Origin of the sequence: Mucilaginibacter sp. 3215 (assembly GCF_050433785.1) — a bacterium.
Classification (GTDB): domain Bacteria; phylum Bacteroidota; class Bacteroidia; order Sphingobacteriales; family Sphingobacteriaceae; genus Mucilaginibacter.
Genome location: NZ_JBNPWO010000007.1, coordinates 13288 through 30205, shown reverse-complemented (window position 1 = coordinate 30205; position 16918 = coordinate 13288). Strand labels below are relative to the sequence as shown.

Sequence of the window (16918 nt, the reverse complement as noted above, 5' to 3'; positions counted from 1 at the left end):
TACTGATACAAAGAACGCAAATTTTATAAATTTAATATGACGACCGTTGATTTACGAAGCGATACCGTAACCAAGCCAACCCCGGGCATGCTTGAAGCTATGTGGAGCGCCAAAGTAGGGGATGATGTTTTTGGCGAAGACGAAACCATAAATGCCCTTGAAGCTAAAGCTGCCGCTATGTTTGGTATGGAAGCTGCTCTGTTTTGCCCATCAGGCACCATGACCAACCAGATAGCTATCAAATGTTTTACCCAACCGCTTGATGAACTTATTGCCGATCAAACCGCACATGTTTACAGGTACGAGGGCGGGGGCATTGCTTTTAATTCGGCAGTGTCAACCCGATTGTTGAATGGTTACCGGGGCATCCTTACGCGCGAAATGATAGAGCCGGAAATCAATGCTGAAAACATCCATTACCCGCATACCAGTTTGGTAGTGTTGGAGAACACAGTTAATAAAGGAGGCGGCAGCTGCTACACGCTTGAAAATATCAAACCTATTGCCAACCTATGCCGGGAGAAAGGTTTAAAGCTTCACCTTGATGGTGCCCGGATCTTTAACGCGCTTACGCATACCGGTGACGCTGCGGTTGAGTATGGCAGATATTTTAATGGTATTTCGGTTTGCCTGTCAAAAGGATTGGGTGCACCCGTAGGCTCGGTTTTATTAGCCGATAAGGAAACTATTAAATATGCCCGTCGTATCCGCAAGGTATTGGGTGGCGGTATGCGCCAGGCGGGTTTTTTAGCTGCCGCGGGGATCTACGCGCTTGATCATCATGTTGAACGCTTGAAGATAGACCATGCTCATGCCCGTATTCTGGGTGAGGAACTGGGCCGATTGCCATGGGTAAGCAATGTAATTCCGGTTGAAACCAATATTGTTTTATTTGATACTGTTGAACCGGCTGCTGCTGTACTTGCTAAACTGGCTGATAAAGGCATTAAAGCGAGTGATACAGGTAAAAACCGGATCCGATTTGTAACTCATTTAGATGTGCATGCCGAACAGGTTGAATATACAATAGGGGTATTAAAGGGGGTATAGATTTCTACTTTAAATACGCTATCGAAAGGTTAAAAGTTCGGTGAACACTGGAACAAAATGAATTCATAACGGGGACTTCAGCCTGAATATTCAAATCAAAATTTTGGCTGAAGCGCCTTATTCCTCAAAACGCTAAAACGATTATGCTTATATTTGAGTATCGTTAATTAAAACCTTTTATTTATGGGTAAATTTTTTAATGAGATACTTGATCATCATAAGGATTTTATAGCTCATCAAAAGATCTTTTTTGTGGCGACGGCTCCGTTAAGCCCCAATGGGCACGTAAACCTCTCACCAAAAGATAATGCCAGTTTCCGTATTCTTTCCAATAACCGCGTAGCTTATATGGATATCATTGGCAGCGGTAATGAAACTGCTGCCCATCTGCTCGAAAACCAACGCATAACTTTTATGTTCTGCGCTTTTGACGGGCCACCCAATATCCTGCGGTTATATGGCAAAGGCTATAGCATATTACCCGATGATAGTAATGAAGAGTGGCGTGAACTTTCATCATATTTTAATGCCCATATAGCCACCCGGCAAATTATAGTGGGTGATATCGATATGGTACAAACCTCATGTGGTTTTAGCGTACCACTTTATGAATATTTAGGCGAGCGGGATTATGCTATAAAATGGGCTGAGAAAAAAGGCGAGCAGGGTTTGGTCGATTATATGCAGGAGAAAAACCGGGTTAGTTTAGATGGTTTGCCGACGCCATTGTACTGATAAACATTTATTTAAATATATGCTTATCAGTTAAACAACTTTATGGAATGAGAGTTTATTGCGTTTTGCTAAAACATTCCAGTTTCTTTATAGTTATAAGTTGATTTCATCGATAAAATTATTAATGCAGCAAATACTACGATTTTTATAATATTTGCAACACCATACATCAACCTATGTTTGAATTTACTCAATCAGATGAGAAGGAACTTCTTATGCAGGTAGCTCAGGGTAGTGAGTTTGCTTTCCGGCTGTTGTTTTCAGCCTATCATCAACGTTTAGGCATTCATATTTTGCGTATTACGCATTCAGTTGAATTGGCTGAGGAGATTGTACAGGATGTTTTTGTGAAGATTTGGATGACCCGCGAAACTTTGACCGGCGTTGATAATTTCAAAGCTTACCTGTTTGTAATTTCAAAAAACCATGCTTTAAACTGTTTGCGCAAAGTTGCCCGCGAGCAGATGCAGCTTAAAAAGTTGGAAGAAACCCGCATTGTGCCTTTTAATGCCGAAGTTCAGGAAACAGATCATTATTATAATTTGATTGATGAGGCCATTGATCAGCTGCCGCCTCAGCAGCAAAAAGTTTACCTCATGAGCAGGCATAACCGCTTAAAGTATCATGAGATTGCCGATGAGCTCGAGCTATCCCGCGAAACCGTCAAGAAATACCTTCAAATTGCCACGTCATCCATAAAAGATTATGTGCATGAACATATGGAGGCGATAGCGTTAGTAATGGCGCTGATTCATTTTTTTTATTTTTTTTAAAAAGTAATACCCCCTTTTTTAATCTCACAGGTGTCATACATATGAGATCTGCCCCAACTCACTGTAGCCAATTATACAGTTATACTGAAAAACATTTACTATGAGCGAACTTTACGCCCGGCTTGATTATTTGTTTCACACTTATTATAACGGCACTGCTACGCCAGCCGAGCGCGATGAATTATTTGAGATCATCAACTCATCGGCAACCGATGCGGAGCTTGCATCGCTCATACATCATGCCTGGGATAAGCTTGACGATCATGGGCCGCTTTTTAACCGCTCAAAAAGTGAGGATATGCTCATGCAGATTTTAAGAACTAATCCCGAACAATCTGTTGTTGCACCGGTAAAGAATAATAACCTCCCCTGGAGAAGGTTAGGGGTTGCCGCTTCATTTTTATTACTTGTAGGGTTTGGTGCTTATATCTATAGCAATCAAAAAAAACAGGTTGTTGCAAAAAAAAATATTGTCAAAATTCATCCTAAAAATGATCCTTTGCCTGGTGGCAACAAAACAATTTTAACATTGGCCAATGGCAAAACTATTACGCTTGACAGTGCGCAAAACGGCCTGCTGGCGCAACAGGGTACCACCCGGATCAATAAAACCCGCAACGGTCAGCTGGTTTATGAAACCGGTACTAATGTTGATGCTCCGGTAATAAATACTGTTTCAACTCCGCGTGGCGGTCAATACCAGTTGGTTTTGCCGGATGGGAGCAAGGTTTGTTTGAATTCGGCATCCTCATTAAGCTTTCCAACCAGGTTTACGGGCAAAACGCGTGAGGTTACCATCACCGGCGAAGCTTACTTTGAGGTTGCCAAAAATCCGCAGATGCCTTTCAGGGTTAAATCCGATAACACTACAGTTGAGGTTTTAGGTACGCATTTCAATATCATGGCCTATAATGACGAGGCCGAAATGAAAACCACATTATTAGAAGGATCAGTAAAAATAAGTAACGGCACTGCAAACGGCATTTTAAAACCCGGACAGCAGGCTGTACTCAATAAAGCAGGCAGGCTCAAAGTACTTAACGATGTTAATGTAGATGATGAAATAGCCTGGAAAGACGGCATTTTTCAATTCAGGGATGCAGGGATAGATGCCATTATGAGGCAGGCTGCCCGTTGGTACGATGTTGAGGTGGCCTACGAAGGTAAAATACCGCAGCGCGAATTTACAGGCCGGATCTCCCGAAATGTAAAAGCATCCGAATTAATGAGTATGCTTGGCTATGCCGGAGTAAAATTTAAAATTGAGGATAAGCGCATTACCATACAACAATAGCATAATTATTATACCTACTATATTAAGCAACCAATTGTTAACAATTTAAACAACCCTATGATGGAAGAAATACCTGAGATAAGTTAGCCCGACCCCTTGGGATCAAATTGGTAAAACGGTTTATCATGCGTTCAAACATGTGTATCAAATTCCAAAACCAGCATACGAAAAAACCGGGAAGTATTCGCAGTACGTTCCCGGCATAAACATCTGGGTCCCAAATTTCTACAATCGATGAATTGAAAGTTAATGTTTAACCCAAACTCTACAAACTTATGAATTTTAATTCTAAGGCCACGCCTATGGCATGGCCTCAATTACGCAAATTTATATTGGCCATGAAGCTAACTGCCTTTATTATAATTGCGGCCCTTACCAATGTGAGTGCCAAAAGTTATAGCCAGATAGTTACTTTGCACCAAAAAAACACTACCGTTGAGAAAGTACTCCGCTCAATTGAAAAACAAACAGGCTATCATTTCATGTATGATAAGCAGGATGTATCAAAGGCCGGAGCAATCAACATTGAAGTTGCAAACGTATCTATAGAGAATGCGCTTGATCAATGCTTTAAAGATCAGCCGCTTACCTACAAAATTTTTGATCAAACCATTGTTGTTAAAAAGAAGGATGAGCCTGTTGTGTCGCAGGTAGCTGTTGCCCCAATTAAAGTAACGGGTACAGTAAGCGATGCCAAAGGCCCTATCCCTGGTGTTACGGTTAAGGTTAAAGGTACCAATGTTGGTGTACAAACTGACATTAATGGTAAATATACCGTCAACGCGCCTGATGCCAACGGAACACTGGTATTTACATTTATAGGATATACAACCCAAAATGTGCTTATTGGCGGCAGGAGCCAGATTGATGTTGTTTTGGCAGAAGAACCAAAAGCATTGAGCGAGGTGGTTGTAGTGGGTTATGGTACCGCTAAAAAGGTCGACCTCACCGGTTCGGTAGGTAGCGTAGGTGCAAAACAGTTGCAGGAGCGCCCGCAAACCAATCTTGAGCAGGAATTGTCTGGTAAAATTGCCGGCGTAAACGTATCAAGTAACTCAGGTGCACCAGGTGGCGCAACCAAAATCCGTATCCGTGGTTACAGCTCTATCAATACCAATACCGATCCGTTATATGTTGTGGATGGTGTGGTTTGGACAGAAGGTGGTAACGCCATTAACCCTAATGACATTGAAACTATCGACGTACTGAAAGACGCATCATCAACCGCTATTTATGGTACACGCGGCGCGAACGGTGTAATTTTGATCACTACCAAAAGGGGTAAAAAAGGCGGTACTATTTCATATGATGCGTATATGGCCGTAAACCATATGTTTAAGGAAATACCTGTGCTTAACTCAAAAGAGTTTATGCAGATAGAAGATGTTTCTTACGCTAATATCAAAAAATATGACCCTACCGGCTGGGCTGCAGGTGACTATACCGACCGTAACCCGGTAACGCAAAGAACAGCCCTTATCGGTAAACTGTTCGATCAAAATTTAAATCCATTATATGACGTTGACTGGCAAAAAGCTACAACCCGTACTTCGGTAAGCCAAAACCACAACGTTGCATTTACCGGCGGCGCCGAAAATGTAAACTATGGCTTGTTTCTGAACTATGCTGATGACGAAGGTATTATCCTTAATAGCTACCTGAAACGTTATAATGTGCGTTTAACGGTTGATAACCAGATAAAACCATGGGTAAAAGTTGGTGCTACATTAAACTACAACTACCAGGATGGCCGCAACCAGGATCAGGGTACAGGCGGTAACAACATCCCGCGTATGTTAATTGAGATGGTGCCTTTTATTCCTGTTAGATACTCTGACGGAACCTATGGTAAACGTACTGATTATCCTAACCTTGAAGGCGGTGATAACCCGGTAGCACAAGCTAACGAAATTCAATCTCTTACCCGCAACCGTATCTTCAGCGGTAATGGTTATTTAAATTTAAACCTATTGCCAGGGCTTGAATTCCGCAGCGTTTTGGGTGTAACTACATCTGCTAATTATAACCCGGCTTCTCAAAGCGGGCTTGTTGGCGGCCCTGTTGCAGGACAAAGCTATAGCTCGGCTTCGATAGAGGAGTTTAACAGGACGTTTTGGCAATGGCAAAACTATTTTACCTACAACAAAACCTTTAACAAGGTACATACTATAAACCTTGTTGCAGGTGCCGAACGTCAAAACTATCAGCAACTTCGTTTAAAAGGATCAACAGGTACATTGTCTGATGATTTTTATGAGTATTATAACTTATCTGCCGGTATTGTACCTAATAAACCAGAGTCTGATTATGATGCATGGCAAATGCAGTCGTTTTTTGCCAGATTGAACTATAACTACAACGAGAAATACCTGTTAACTTTAACGGGGCGCGAAGACGGCTCCTCACGCTTTGGTACTAACAAAAAGTACGGCTTTTTCCCTTCTGCTGCATTTGCATGGCGCGTATCTCAGGAAGATTTCTTAAAGGATAATAAAACTATATCAGATCTGAAATTGAGGCTGAGCTACGGGTTAACCGGTAATTCCGAAATTGGTGAATATCGCTCACTCGCAAATATTAATACAGTTGGCTACGCCTTTGGCGGCAACAGTGCGGTAGGTACTACGCAAACCTCGATAGGTAACGAGGATTTGCAATGGGAAAAAACTGCGGAGTATGATTTAGGCTTTTCATTGGGCTTGTTTAACAATCGTTTAAACATTGAAGCAGATGCTTATCTGAAAAAGACAAAAGCATTGCTTTTAAATGCACCGCTGCCAGAAACAAGCGGCTTTCAAACCGTATATAAAAATATAGGTAAGCTGCAAAACAAAGGTCTCGAGTTCACGATCAATGCTACTCCTATAAAAACACAGGATTTTACCTGGAATTCTACATTTAATATTTCTTTCCTGAAAAACAAGATCCTGCAGTTAGGTGCATCTAATGATGATATCTTCCTTGCTCCAACCTTCCTTTCGCAATTTAACCTGATGCGGGTTGGTCTTCCGGCCGGTAGTTTTTATGGTTACAAAGTGCTTGGAACCTGGGGAACTGCTGAGGCGACCGAAGCTGCTAAATATGGCTTGTTACCAGGCGACCTGAAAATACAGGATACCAATGGCGATGGCAAAGTTAGCGCTGACGATAAAGTGGTATTAGGTAAATCAATACCTGATGGTTATGGTACTTTCAGCAACAACTTCCGCTACAAAAACGTTGACCTGGGTGTTGATCTGCAATTTAATTACGGTAATCAGATCATGAACCTTACCCGCCACTCGGGCCAGGACCGCACTGGTCAGGCAAACAGCTATGCTACCGTACTTAACGCCTGGACACCGACTAACCAAAATACCAGCATTGCCGAAAGCAGGCCTGCTTATGTGCGTTATCAAACCGAAATTTATTCAACCAAAGTTGAAAGCGGTAATTTTATTCGCGGCAGGGCGGTAACACTTGGTTATACTTTTAATGACAATATTCTTAAAAAGTTAAAGTTAAGCCGTTTAAGGGTTTATGCGCAGGCACAAAACCTGTTCCTGATAACCAAATACACCGGTTATGATCCAGAGGTATCAACATACAATGCCTCAAGCAACTTTACACAGGGTATCCAGTTTTATGATTATCCAAAACCACGTACTTTCCTGTTAGGTGTTAATGTTAGTCTTTAATTAAAAAATGTTAAAACATCATATTATGAAATTTAACTTTAAAAAATACCGGGTAGGTGGTCTTTTACTTATCCTTGCTGCAGCTACAGGCAGTGGTTGCAAAAAATATCTTGATGAAAAAAATAGGAGCAACTTTGTTAAGGATAATTATTTTGTCAGCTCAAACCAGGCCCTAACCTTTGTAAACGGTTTGTATAACGTAATGTATTTTTTTCAAAATGGAGATGCTTATGGTGAAAGCCCTTTTATTACATTGGAGTTGTTTGCCGGCCATGCCACTTCGTTAGGACAGAGCGTAAACAATGGTAACGTAATCCATCAGCGTACAGATGCGGTTAATCCCGGTTTTGAAACAGTATGGTACAACTGCTACAAAGGTATCGCCAATGCAAATCTTGCCATTGAAAAGATCCCTGGCATATCACCTATGGATGATGGCTTAAAAAAGAAACTGATAGGTGAAGCTTACTTTTTCAGGGCATTTTATTACTACCACCTGGTGCGTTTATATGGCGATGTTCCGCTGATTACCGCGTCGCAAACAGTGAGCAGCCCTGATCTGTATCCTTCACGTACACCTGTGGCCGATGTTTATAAACAAATCATCAGCGATCTACAGGCAGCCGAAGCATCAGGCATGCCGAATACTGACGCTTCGGGGCGCGTTTCATTGGGGGCTGTTAAAACCTTATTGGCCAGCGTTTACTTAACAACAGCAGGCTTCCCGCTAAAACAAACCGAAAACTATGCTAAGGCAGCATCAGAAATTGAGCCTGTTTTAGGTTGGTACTCTTTGTTTTCTGACTATGCATTCTTGCATGATAATGCGCACAAAAATCAGCAGGAATTAATATTCCAGATCAATTACCTGGTGGGTACTCAAACTAATGCTATTCCTCAATTAACTATTCCGTTTAACCTGTTGGTTGGTGCATATGGAGATCACCTTGGCGCTATGATCCCTACCAATCAGTTTGTGGCAAGTTATGAGGCGGGCGACCTTCGCACACAGGAACGCCAGTTTTATTTCTCAAGCTATCCTCAATATGGTAACCCAGGCAACATCATTCAGTTTGGCGAACATGCGCTTTATAAGTACTTCCATGTTGAAAGTGCTGCTCAAAGCGGTCGAAGTGATGAGAACTGGACTTTATTGCGTTTGCCCGAAGCTCAGTTGATCTATGCAGAAGCAACTAACGAGGTAAGCGGGCCAACTGCTGAAGCTTATGCCGCGGTTAATGCTATCCGTGCACGTGCTAAACTTGCGCCGCTGAGTAATTTAACCAAAGATACCTTCCGCCAGGCAATCTGGAGGGAGCGCTACCATGAACTCGCTTATGAAAATAAGGCATACTTTGATATGCAGCGTACCCATATGGCCTACCTGCCGCAATCAAACACTTTTGCCGACCCTACCGCTTCGCAAACAGAGCAGGGCGTAACCTTTAAAACTCAATATTACCTGTGGCCTATACCACAGCGTGAAATCAGCACTAACAGTAAATTAACCCAAAATCCGGGTTGGTAATTGTATAATGCAAATAATACACTTAAAAGACTGGCTATATCAAGCCAGTCTTTTATATTTACGGCTTGGTAAAACGTTTCATCAAAAATCAAATATTTAAACAATGAAGAAAGCCCTGGTACTTATCACATCAGTGTTGTTGGCGTCCGGTACTTTTGCTCAGCAGGTAAATAAGGTTACCGATCCTGTTGAATACATCAATCCGTTGATGGGTACCGACTCGCACTACGACCTTTCAAATGGTAACACTTATCCCGCTATTGCCCTTCCCTGGGGGATGAATTTCTGGACACCGCAAACCGGTGTTATGGGCGACGGATGGGCGTATACTTACGATGCGCACAAGATCCGCGGTTTTAAACAAACCCACCAGCCATCACCATGGATGAACGACTACGGGCAGTTTGCCATTATGCCGGTTACCAAACATGCAGTAGTAGGCCAAAATAAAAGGGCAAGCTGGTTTTCACACAAAGCCGAAACTGCCAAACCATACTATTACAGTGTGTACCTGGCCGATCATGATGTAACTACCGAAATTACTCCAACTGAGCGTTCGGCACAGTTCAGGTTTACTTATCCTAAAACTGATAGCTCCTTTATCGTTATTGATGCACTGAACAAAGGCTCATACGTAAAGATCATGCCCGATCAAAAGAAGATTGTAGGCTATTCAACCAAATATGCGCGCGGCCCGCTTAAAAACTTTAAAAACTATTTTGTTATTTATGTGGATAAGCCAATCACCTATGCACATACTTTCAGCGATACTACGCAAGCTGATGGCCTGGAGCTAAAAGCTGAACATGCAAGCGCTCTGATAGGTTTTAAAACTACGCAAGGCGAAAAGGTTCATTTGCGCGTAGCTTCATCATTCATCAGCATTGAACAGGCCGAGTTGAACCTGGAGCGTGAGCAGGGTAAAGACAGCTTTGATGTAACTTGTCAAAAGGCAAAAGCTGTTTGGAACAAAACCCTAAACCACCTGCAGGTTGAAGGCGGCTCTGTTGATCAGATGCGTACCTTTTACTCATGCTTTTACCGCATGGTATTTTTCCCGAACAAATTGTATGAGATAGATAAGGATAACAAGATTGTACACTATAGCGCATCGACAGGTAAAGTATTCCCGGGTTATAAATTTGCCGGTACCGGCTTTTGGGATACCTTCCGGGCGCTATATCCCTTCCTGAACCTGGTTTATCCATCCATCAATAAAGAAATGCAGGAAGGCCTCATCAATGATTATAAAGAAGGTGGTTGGTTGCCTGAGTGGTCGAGCCCGGGGTATTCTGCGGTGATGATCGGTAATAATTCGGCTTCGGTGGTTTCTGAGGCTTATTTGAAAGGTTTACGCGGGTATGATATCAGTACTTTGTGGGAAGCTTTGGTGCACGGCGCAAATAATGCCGGTCCGCAGGCTACAGGCAGAGAGGGAGTTGAGTACTATAACAAATTGGGTTACGTGCCTTACGATGTTAAGATCAATGAAAACGCAGCCCGTACTTTAGAGTATGCATATGATGATTTTGCGATTTATAAATTAGGCAAGGCACTGGGCAAACCCGAATCAGAGATTGGCATTTATAAAAAACGTGCCATGAACTATAAAAACCTGTTCGATCCGGAAACAAAACTGATGCGTGGTAAAAACCAGGATGGTACTTTTGAAAAACCATTCAGCCCGTTTAAATGGGGTGATGCCTTCACCGAAGGTAATAGCTGGCATTACAGTTGGAGCGTTTTCCAGGATATGCAGGGCCTGATTGATTTAATGGGCGGACGTCAGAAATTTATTACCAAGCTGGATTCGGTATTTAGCATGCCACCGGTGTTTGACGATAGCTATTACGGCGAGACCATTCATGAGATCCGCGAAATGCAGATCATGAATATGGGGCAATACGCCCACGGCAACCAGCCTATTCAACATATGATTTACTTGTACAATTATGCAGGTGAACCATGGAAAACCCAGTTCCATGTGCGTGATGCTATGGCGAAGTTATACAAAGCTACTCCGGATGGTTATTGTGGCGATGAGGACAATGGCCAAACATCGGCATGGTATGTGTTCTCGGCTATGGGCTTTTACCCGGTAACTCCGGCCAGTGATCAGTATGTATTAGGTACACCGTTGTTCAAAAAGGTTACCCTTAACCTGGAGAATGGTAAAACCGTAGTGATCAATGCAGCTAACAACAGCCCGGCTAATAAATATATCAATAGTTTAACTGTTAACGGCAAACCATATGATTATACCTGGTTAAGCCACTCAGAGCTTAAAAAAGGCGCGGTGCTTAACTTTAATATGGCGCCTATGCCTAATAAAACAAGAGGTGTGAAGGTGAGCGATGTTCCGTATTCGTTGAGTACAGAGAAATAATAAATATTTCGTCATTGCGAGGAACGAAGCAATCCCAAACTATACAGAGGAATCTGCATAGCCGCTCTACTAATCGGGGATTGCTTCGTACCTTATAATGACGTGATCGTAAATAGCTGGTTATCAAGTAAGATTTTTCACGTCATCATGTTTTTTTTCAGGTTTCCCCTGATGGATACTCGCAATGACGTTTTAGATTTAAAACAGCAAAGGCGAGGTAAATCCTCGCCTTGGTTGTTAAACGGCTACTGCCGCGGGCTTTCAGCCCGTGGTGAACTATGGTATCAGCTTTCAGCTGACGTAAAGCTAAATCCGAAATCGAAAATCCCAATTCCGAAATCAAGAATTAATGCCATTCCTCTCTGTAAACAAATTTAGGCATTTGCCAGTTGTATTTGATAGAAAGCAGACGCAGTGCCAGGCCAATACCACAAGCTATTACAATAGATATCCCGGCAGGAGCACCTAAATGTTCAATCCCTAAATAAAACGCCCCGGTAACAATGGACGCGCTGGCGTAAACCTCCTTACGGAACAGCAAAGGTACTTCATTACACAATACATCGCGCAGCACACCTCCCGCACACCCGGTTATCATACCGCTTAGTAAAATAATAAGCCAGGGCAGATCAATCTGCTCCGCTATCTGGCAACCTATAATAGTAAATACTACCAGGCCTAAAGCATCCAGGTACAGGAACAGCGTTTTCATTTTGGTCATGAGGCGGGCAATAATGGCGGCCATTATCGCTGCTACTGCAGTGATAACCAAATATTCGGGATGTTCGACCCAGCTCATGGGATAATGATTAAACAATATGTTGCGAACAGTGCCGCCGCCTAATGCCGTAACCCAGGCTATGATACAAACACCAACCCAGTCCATATCACGCCTACCTGCAGAGAGTGCCGCCGTCATGGCTTCGGCAATAATAGCTATAATGTAAAGGATGTGAAGCATACAGGTAGTGTTAAAGGTTTATATAAGGCAATATATAAACAATAATTGAAACATCTACAGTTCCCCCTTTAGGGGGTTAGGGGGCATCCAGCCTCTCCCTTCCGTAAACCGGGCTACCAGCATGGCAGCGGCCGTATCGCCGGTTGCATTCAACAATGTGGCCATTGGGTCAACCAGCGTACCAATAATAATGGCAGGGGGGAGCGCTTCGGGTGGAAACCCATAGGCCGAAATAAATAGCAGTTCGCCTATGTAACCGCCATTGGGTATACCGCCTTCAACAAGGCTCACCAAAACTGTCATGGCAAGGGCAATGATAATAGTTTCGGCATTGTCAAAGCTTTTACCAAACAACGCAAACACTACAGCCATTTTTACGATAGATGAGATACTTGAACCATCTTTATGCAAAGTGCCGCCAAGCGGGATAGTAATATTTGCAATAGCATCAGAGATTCCCATTTTTTTAGCGGCATCCAAATTGGCCGGGATGGTAGCGATGCTGCTGCAGGTACCCACGGCTGTAGCCGAAGGTATAATGTTATTTTTCCAGTACCGCTTAAACGCGCTAACACCACCTGCAATAAAGGCATACAGGCTAAATATCGCCAGATAATAAAACGCGCCTACTCCATAATATAAAGCCATTGACCGGGCGTAACCGCCAAACAACTGCGGACCGAACACGCCAACCTGGTAAGCAAAATAAGCGCCCAGGCCAATAGGGCCAATTTTCATGATAAGGCTGAAAATATTCTTAAACACTTCGTTGCCGCTATGTAAAAAGCCGGCAAAAGCTTTACCCTTTTCGCCCGCATGCAGGGTAGCAAAGCCGGTGATCACCGCAAAAATGATCATGGCCAGCATGCTTTTGCGCGATAACAGCTGGTAAAATTCGCTGGTGGTAAAAAGGCTTGTTAGCTGATCTCCAAAAGGTTTTTTAGTGATGGTTTCGGTAATTGGGCTGGCCACGAGGTGTTGATGAATTGGGAAGATCCAGATGGCAATAATAGTCACGATAGCAGCGACTATCACTGTTGATACAAACACCAATGATGTTACGCCTAAGAGTTTCCCCAGCCTTTGTGAGCTGTCTAACGCAGCAATAGCTGATGCTATAGCAAAGAAAACCAGCGGCACAACGGCAGTGAACAGCAGGTTCAGGAAAATATCGCCGATGGGCTTGATCACTCCCACTTTGTCGCCTAAAACAGCCCCGGCAATACTGCCAATGATGATGCCTGTTATTAATAGGATGATGCCTTTATAGTTTTTAAACCAGCTGTTCATTGTGCTAAGATAATTAATTTGCACAGCGTAGAGGCATGTTATATGTCTCCGCGGTTTTCAATTTTTGATAATATCAGTATCCCTCAAATTAATATATTAGCGCCCATTATAAATACTGAATGCAAGTAGAACAAGCCGGGGAATTTATCCTCGATAAAATAAAAAAAGAGCTTCCTAATCATTTTCATTATCATAATGCCGACCATGCAATTGACGTTTATACCGCCGCGAAGCAGATTGCAGCAGGCGAGGGGGTGAGCGGGTGCGAGTTGGATTTATTACTTACGGCCGCTTACTATCATGATTCAGGTTTTTTGTTCGGCCAGGTGAATCACGAGGTTGGTTCCTGCAAAAACGCACGGCTTTATTTGCCGAAATTTGGTTTTACCTATGATGAAATTGAGCAGGTTTGCGATATTATTATGGCAACCAAAATGCCGCAAAACCCTCACAATCATTTAGGCCAGATAATTTGTGATGCTGATTTAGATTATTTGGGCCGAAATGATTTTTTTATCCTTAGTAAAAGGTTATTTTCGGAACTTGTAATTACAGATCACCTTGAATCGGAATTGGAGTGGGACAGGCAGCAGGTGAAGTTCCTGCAAAGCCATCATTACTTCACCCAAACAGCACTCAGGCTCAGGGCTGAAGGTAAAAACGAGCATTTGAAAATTATCACAGCAAAAATTTAAATACTGCTATTAATGACACAACCGGGTTTAAAAATTGAGGAAATTTTAAAAGACGTAGTAACAGTAATTATCGGCATTTTATTCTGCGGGTTCGCCCTAAAAGGTTTTTTAGTACCTAACAGTTTCTTTGATGGCGGGGTAACCGGTATTTCTCTTCTTCTTCACGAGCTGTATCATTTCAACATAGCTTATGTAATCATCATAGCCAACATCCCTTTTATTATCATGGGCATGTTCCAGGTTAATAAATCATTTGCGCTAAAAACGCTTGCCTGCGTAATCGGACTTGGGCTGTGTTTGCAATTTATAGAATACCCGGTTATAACTCAGGATAAACTATTGGTGTCTATTTTTGGTGGTGTATTTATGGGCCTGGGCGTGGGGCTATCCATTCGTGGAGGATGCGCGTTGGATGGTATCGAGATATTAGCTTTATATACCTTAAAACGCAGTAGTTTCACCATTAGCGAAATTATTTTAGGTATCAATATTATTATCTTCCTGATAGCGGCCGTTGAGTTGGGTTTACAAACAGCATTATATTCTATTTTAACTTATTACACTGCATCACGAACAATAACGTTTGTAATAGACGGATTAGAGGAGTATACGGCTGTAAATATCATTTCGGGCCAAAGTGAGATTATTAAAGAAAGGCTGGTTATGGAACTCGGTCGCGGGATCACCATTTACAAAGGTGAACGTGGCTTTATGAAAGAAAGTTTTGATGTTCATCAACCGGTTGATATCATCTTTACGGTAGTAACCCGTTTGGAGGTACGCAGGTTAAAAAACCTCGTACATAGCATTGACCCAAAGGCATTCGTTTTTACAAGTAGTATTAAAGAAGCCGCAGGTGGGGTGTTGAAGAAGAAGGTAAGGGATCATTAGTGAGAAGTCTTAAGTTCTGAGTTTTAAGTCTAAAGTCTTTCTGATGTGTCGTTTGAGCTATTGTTGCTGATGAGGTTTTTTTGCGCTCATTTGTAATGTGCGCTTAATAGGGTTTTTAAGAGCCCGTGGAAAACGAGCCCGGTGTTGAACTTGTGATAGTCATTTTTTGACTTTGAACTCAAAACTTTCGACTTAAGACTTAATCAATCACCTCGTAAATCTCCACAGGCTTTAATTTATTCTTCAAACTTACTTCGCCAATTTTAGCAAGAGCGAAAGAGCCTTTAGCCTGTTCATAAACATCGGCACTTACAATAATTTGGTTGGCTTGTGCTACCGTTTGCAGGCGCTGGGCCAGGTTAACCGCGTCGCCAATTACTGTATAATCGAGCCGCTTTAATGTGGCCGAACCAATATTGCCTGAAATCATCTCGCCCGAATTGATACCAATAGAAACAGAGGGTTTAAAAGTTTTGTCGCCAGCCTGGATCTCATCAGCCCCGTGCATTTTATCACGAACAGCAAGAGCTGCATCAATAGCCCGGTCGAGGTGATATTCGCCGCGGAAAACGGCCATAACGGCATCACCCATAAACTTATCTATGTGGCCATTTTGAGCAATGATTTCCTGTACCATTATATCAAAGTACTTATTGATCATGCCTACAACAGTGTTGGCTGCAACATGTTCGGTGATGGCTGTAAAGCCGCAAATGTCGATAAATAGTACGGTTGCTTCAATAGTTTCATTGCTTAATAGGCTGTTCTCAAACTCCTTGTGGGTCATGAAGTTGAGTACGTTCTCATCCACATACATGCGCAGGATATTGTTTTCCTTAATGGCCTGCATGGTTTTTTTAAGCTCAATAACATGTTGAAGCGTTTTTTCAATAGTGATGTCAAGGTCTTCAAAGTTTACTGGTTTGCATACAAAATCAAATGCGCCGCGGTTCATAGCGGTACGAATGTTATCCATATCACTATAGGCTGATACCATTACTGCTTTTAATACGGGGTTAGCATCAGGTAATTTTGTAAGCAGGGTAAGGCCATCCATCTCGGGCATATTGATATCGCTCAGCACTACATCAATATCCGGATGGTCTTTTAACCGGGTTAACGCTTCAAAACCATTTTGGGCAAACACAAATTCATACACGCCTTCCCGTATCTTTTTCCTGAATTTTTGCCTGATCAGTAATTCCAGGTCCTGCTCGTCATCTACTACCAGTATCTTGGCCATTATTGTTCTAAGTGTTTAAGTTTGTCTTTCAAATTATTAAAATCAAGTGGTTTGGTTAAAAAGTCGTCGGCTCCAAGTTCCATTGATTGTTTATAGTTTTCATCATCGCCGTAAGCGGTAATCATCATCACTACCGGCGGTGGTTTTTCGTAATGCTGCCTGATGTTGCGCAATAGTTCAAGTCCGCTCATACCCGGCATATTGATATCAGATAAAATTAGTATGACCTGCGAGTGGTGGTCTTCCAAAAAATGGAGGGCCTCTTCACCTGATAGTGCGAAGTTGAACTCTATCCCGCCGCTTTTGATCTCTTTCCGGAAACGTTGTAAAAACAAGGGTTGAACATCGGCCTCGTCGTCAACAACAAGTATTTTCATAGTACTTCAAAGTTAAAT

General features: G+C 42.5%; 13 protein-coding genes. 9 read left to right on the top strand and 4 right to left on the bottom strand.

Translation table 11 applies throughout. The features are described 5' to 3' along the window. Positions 1 to 36: 36 nt before the first annotated feature. The 7 genes from ABIC84_RS13950 (at position 37) to ABIC84_RS13920 (ending at position 11443) form a co-directional block, all read left to right on the top strand. Positions 37 to 1050, top strand: coding sequence for a threonine aldolase family protein (locus tag ABIC84_RS13950; protein ID WP_429263913.1), 1014 nt, complete (start codon positions 37 to 39; stop codon positions 1048 to 1050). A 183-nt stretch (positions 1051 to 1233) separates the two neighbouring features. Continuing rightward, complete coding sequence (locus tag ABIC84_RS13945) at positions 1234 to 1785, top strand: pyridoxamine 5'-phosphate oxidase family protein (protein WP_426588930.1); 552 nt, start codon at positions 1234 to 1236, stop codon at positions 1783 to 1785. 176 nt (positions 1786 to 1961) lie between these two features. Continuing rightward, complete coding sequence (locus ABIC84_RS13940; protein ID WP_426588928.1) at positions 1962 to 2558, top strand: RNA polymerase sigma factor; 597 nt, start codon at positions 1962 to 1964, stop codon at positions 2556 to 2558. A 100-nt stretch (positions 2559 to 2658) separates the two neighbouring features. Continuing rightward, the gene (locus tag ABIC84_RS13935) at positions 2659 to 3852 is read left to right on the top strand and encodes a FecR family protein (RefSeq protein ID WP_429263912.1); all 1194 of its coding nucleotides are present in this window, start codon (positions 2659 to 2661) and stop codon (positions 3850 to 3852) included. A gap of 275 nt (positions 3853 to 4127) precedes the next feature. Then, positions 4128 to 7529, top strand: a complete 3402-nt coding sequence (locus ABIC84_RS13930) for a TonB-dependent receptor (RefSeq protein ID WP_429263911.1) — start codon at positions 4128 to 4130, stop codon at positions 7527 to 7529. Positions 7530 to 7554: 25 nt separating this feature from the next. Continuing rightward, a complete protein-coding gene (locus ABIC84_RS13925; RefSeq protein WP_426588922.1) occupies positions 7555 to 9057 on the top strand; it encodes a RagB/SusD family nutrient uptake outer membrane protein in 1503 nt (500 codons plus the stop codon). A 103-nt stretch (positions 9058 to 9160) separates the two neighbouring features. Next, positions 9161 to 11443, top strand: coding sequence for a GH92 family glycosyl hydrolase (locus tag ABIC84_RS13920; protein ID WP_429263910.1), 2283 nt, complete (start codon positions 9161 to 9163; stop codon positions 11441 to 11443). Positions 11444 to 11789: 346 nt separating this feature from the next. Here the strand turns inward: ABIC84_RS13920 and ABIC84_RS13915 are convergent, their stop codons facing one another. Both ABIC84_RS13915 and ABIC84_RS13910 read right to left on the bottom strand, forming a co-directional pair. Then, entirely contained in the window at positions 11790 to 12404 is a 615-nt protein-coding gene (locus tag ABIC84_RS13915; RefSeq protein ID WP_426588918.1) for a trimeric intracellular cation channel family protein, read from the bottom strand. Between the two features lie 54 nt (positions 12405 to 12458). Beyond that, positions 12459 to 13694, bottom strand: coding sequence for a dicarboxylate/amino acid:cation symporter (locus tag ABIC84_RS13910; protein WP_429263909.1), 1236 nt, complete (start codon positions 13692 to 13694; stop codon positions 12459 to 12461). Positions 13695 to 13813: 119 nt separating this feature from the next. Between ABIC84_RS13910 and ABIC84_RS13905 the strand changes: the two genes are divergently transcribed. Both ABIC84_RS13905 and ABIC84_RS13900 read left to right on the top strand, forming a co-directional pair. Then, a complete protein-coding gene (locus tag ABIC84_RS13905) occupies positions 13814 to 14389 on the top strand; it encodes an HD domain-containing protein (RefSeq protein ID WP_429263908.1) in 576 nt (191 codons plus the stop codon). A 12-nt stretch (positions 14390 to 14401) separates the two neighbouring features. Further along, positions 14402 to 15280 (top strand): YitT family protein, encoded by an 879-nt coding sequence (locus tag ABIC84_RS13900; protein WP_274989141.1) that lies wholly within the window; start codon positions 14402 to 14404, stop codon positions 15278 to 15280. Between the two features lie 199 nt (positions 15281 to 15479). Here the strand turns inward: ABIC84_RS13900 and ABIC84_RS13895 are convergent, their stop codons facing one another. Further along, positions 15480 to 16523, bottom strand: a complete 1044-nt coding sequence (locus ABIC84_RS13895) for an adenylate/guanylate cyclase domain-containing protein (protein ID WP_429263907.1) — start codon at positions 16521 to 16523, stop codon at positions 15480 to 15482. Continuing rightward, entirely contained in the window at positions 16523 to 16900 is a 378-nt protein-coding gene (locus tag ABIC84_RS13890; RefSeq protein ID WP_426588911.1) for a response regulator, read from the bottom strand. The genes ABIC84_RS13895 and ABIC84_RS13890 overlap by 1 nt, the downstream gene beginning before the upstream one ends. Positions 16901 to 16918: the final 18 nt, after the last annotated feature.

Bases quoted from the DNA above. Each gene is read 5' to 3' on its own strand.
- ABIC84_RS13950 (WP_429263913.1), top strand. From the start codon at position 37: ATGACGACCGTTGATTTACGAAGCGATACCGTAACCAAGCCAACCCCG.
- ABIC84_RS13945 (WP_426588930.1), top strand. From the start codon at position 1,234: ATGGGTAAATTTTTTAATGAGATACTTGATCATCATAAGGATTTTATA.
- ABIC84_RS13940 (WP_426588928.1), top strand. From the start codon at position 1,962: ATGTTTGAATTTACTCAATCAGATGAGAAGGAACTTCTTATGCAGGTA.
- ABIC84_RS13935 (WP_429263912.1), top strand. From the start codon at position 2,659: ATGAGCGAACTTTACGCCCGGCTTGATTATTTGTTTCACACTTATTAT.
- ABIC84_RS13930 (WP_429263911.1), top strand. From the start codon at position 4,128: ATGAATTTTAATTCTAAGGCCACGCCTATGGCATGGCCTCAATTACGC.
- ABIC84_RS13925 (WP_426588922.1), top strand. From the start codon at position 7,555: ATGAAATTTAACTTTAAAAAATACCGGGTAGGTGGTCTTTTACTTATC.
- ABIC84_RS13920 (WP_429263910.1), top strand. From the start codon at position 9,161: ATGAAGAAAGCCCTGGTACTTATCACATCAGTGTTGTTGGCGTCCGGT.
- ABIC84_RS13915 (WP_426588918.1), bottom strand. From the start codon at position 12,404: ATGCTTCACATCCTTTACATTATAGCTATTATTGCCGAAGCCATGACG.
- ABIC84_RS13910 (WP_429263909.1), bottom strand. From the start codon at position 13,694: ATGAACAGCTGGTTTAAAAACTATAAAGGCATCATCCTATTAATAACA.
- ABIC84_RS13905 (WP_429263908.1), top strand. From the start codon at position 13,814: ATGCAAGTAGAACAAGCCGGGGAATTTATCCTCGATAAAATAAAAAAA.
- ABIC84_RS13900 (WP_274989141.1), top strand. From the start codon at position 14,402: ATGACACAACCGGGTTTAAAAATTGAGGAAATTTTAAAAGACGTAGTA.
- ABIC84_RS13895 (WP_429263907.1), bottom strand. From the start codon at position 16,523: ATGGCCAAGATACTGGTAGTAGATGACGAGCAGGACCTGGAATTACTG.
- ABIC84_RS13890 (WP_426588911.1), bottom strand. From the start codon at position 16,900: ATGAAAATACTTGTTGTTGACGACGAGGCCGATGTTCAACCCTTGTTT.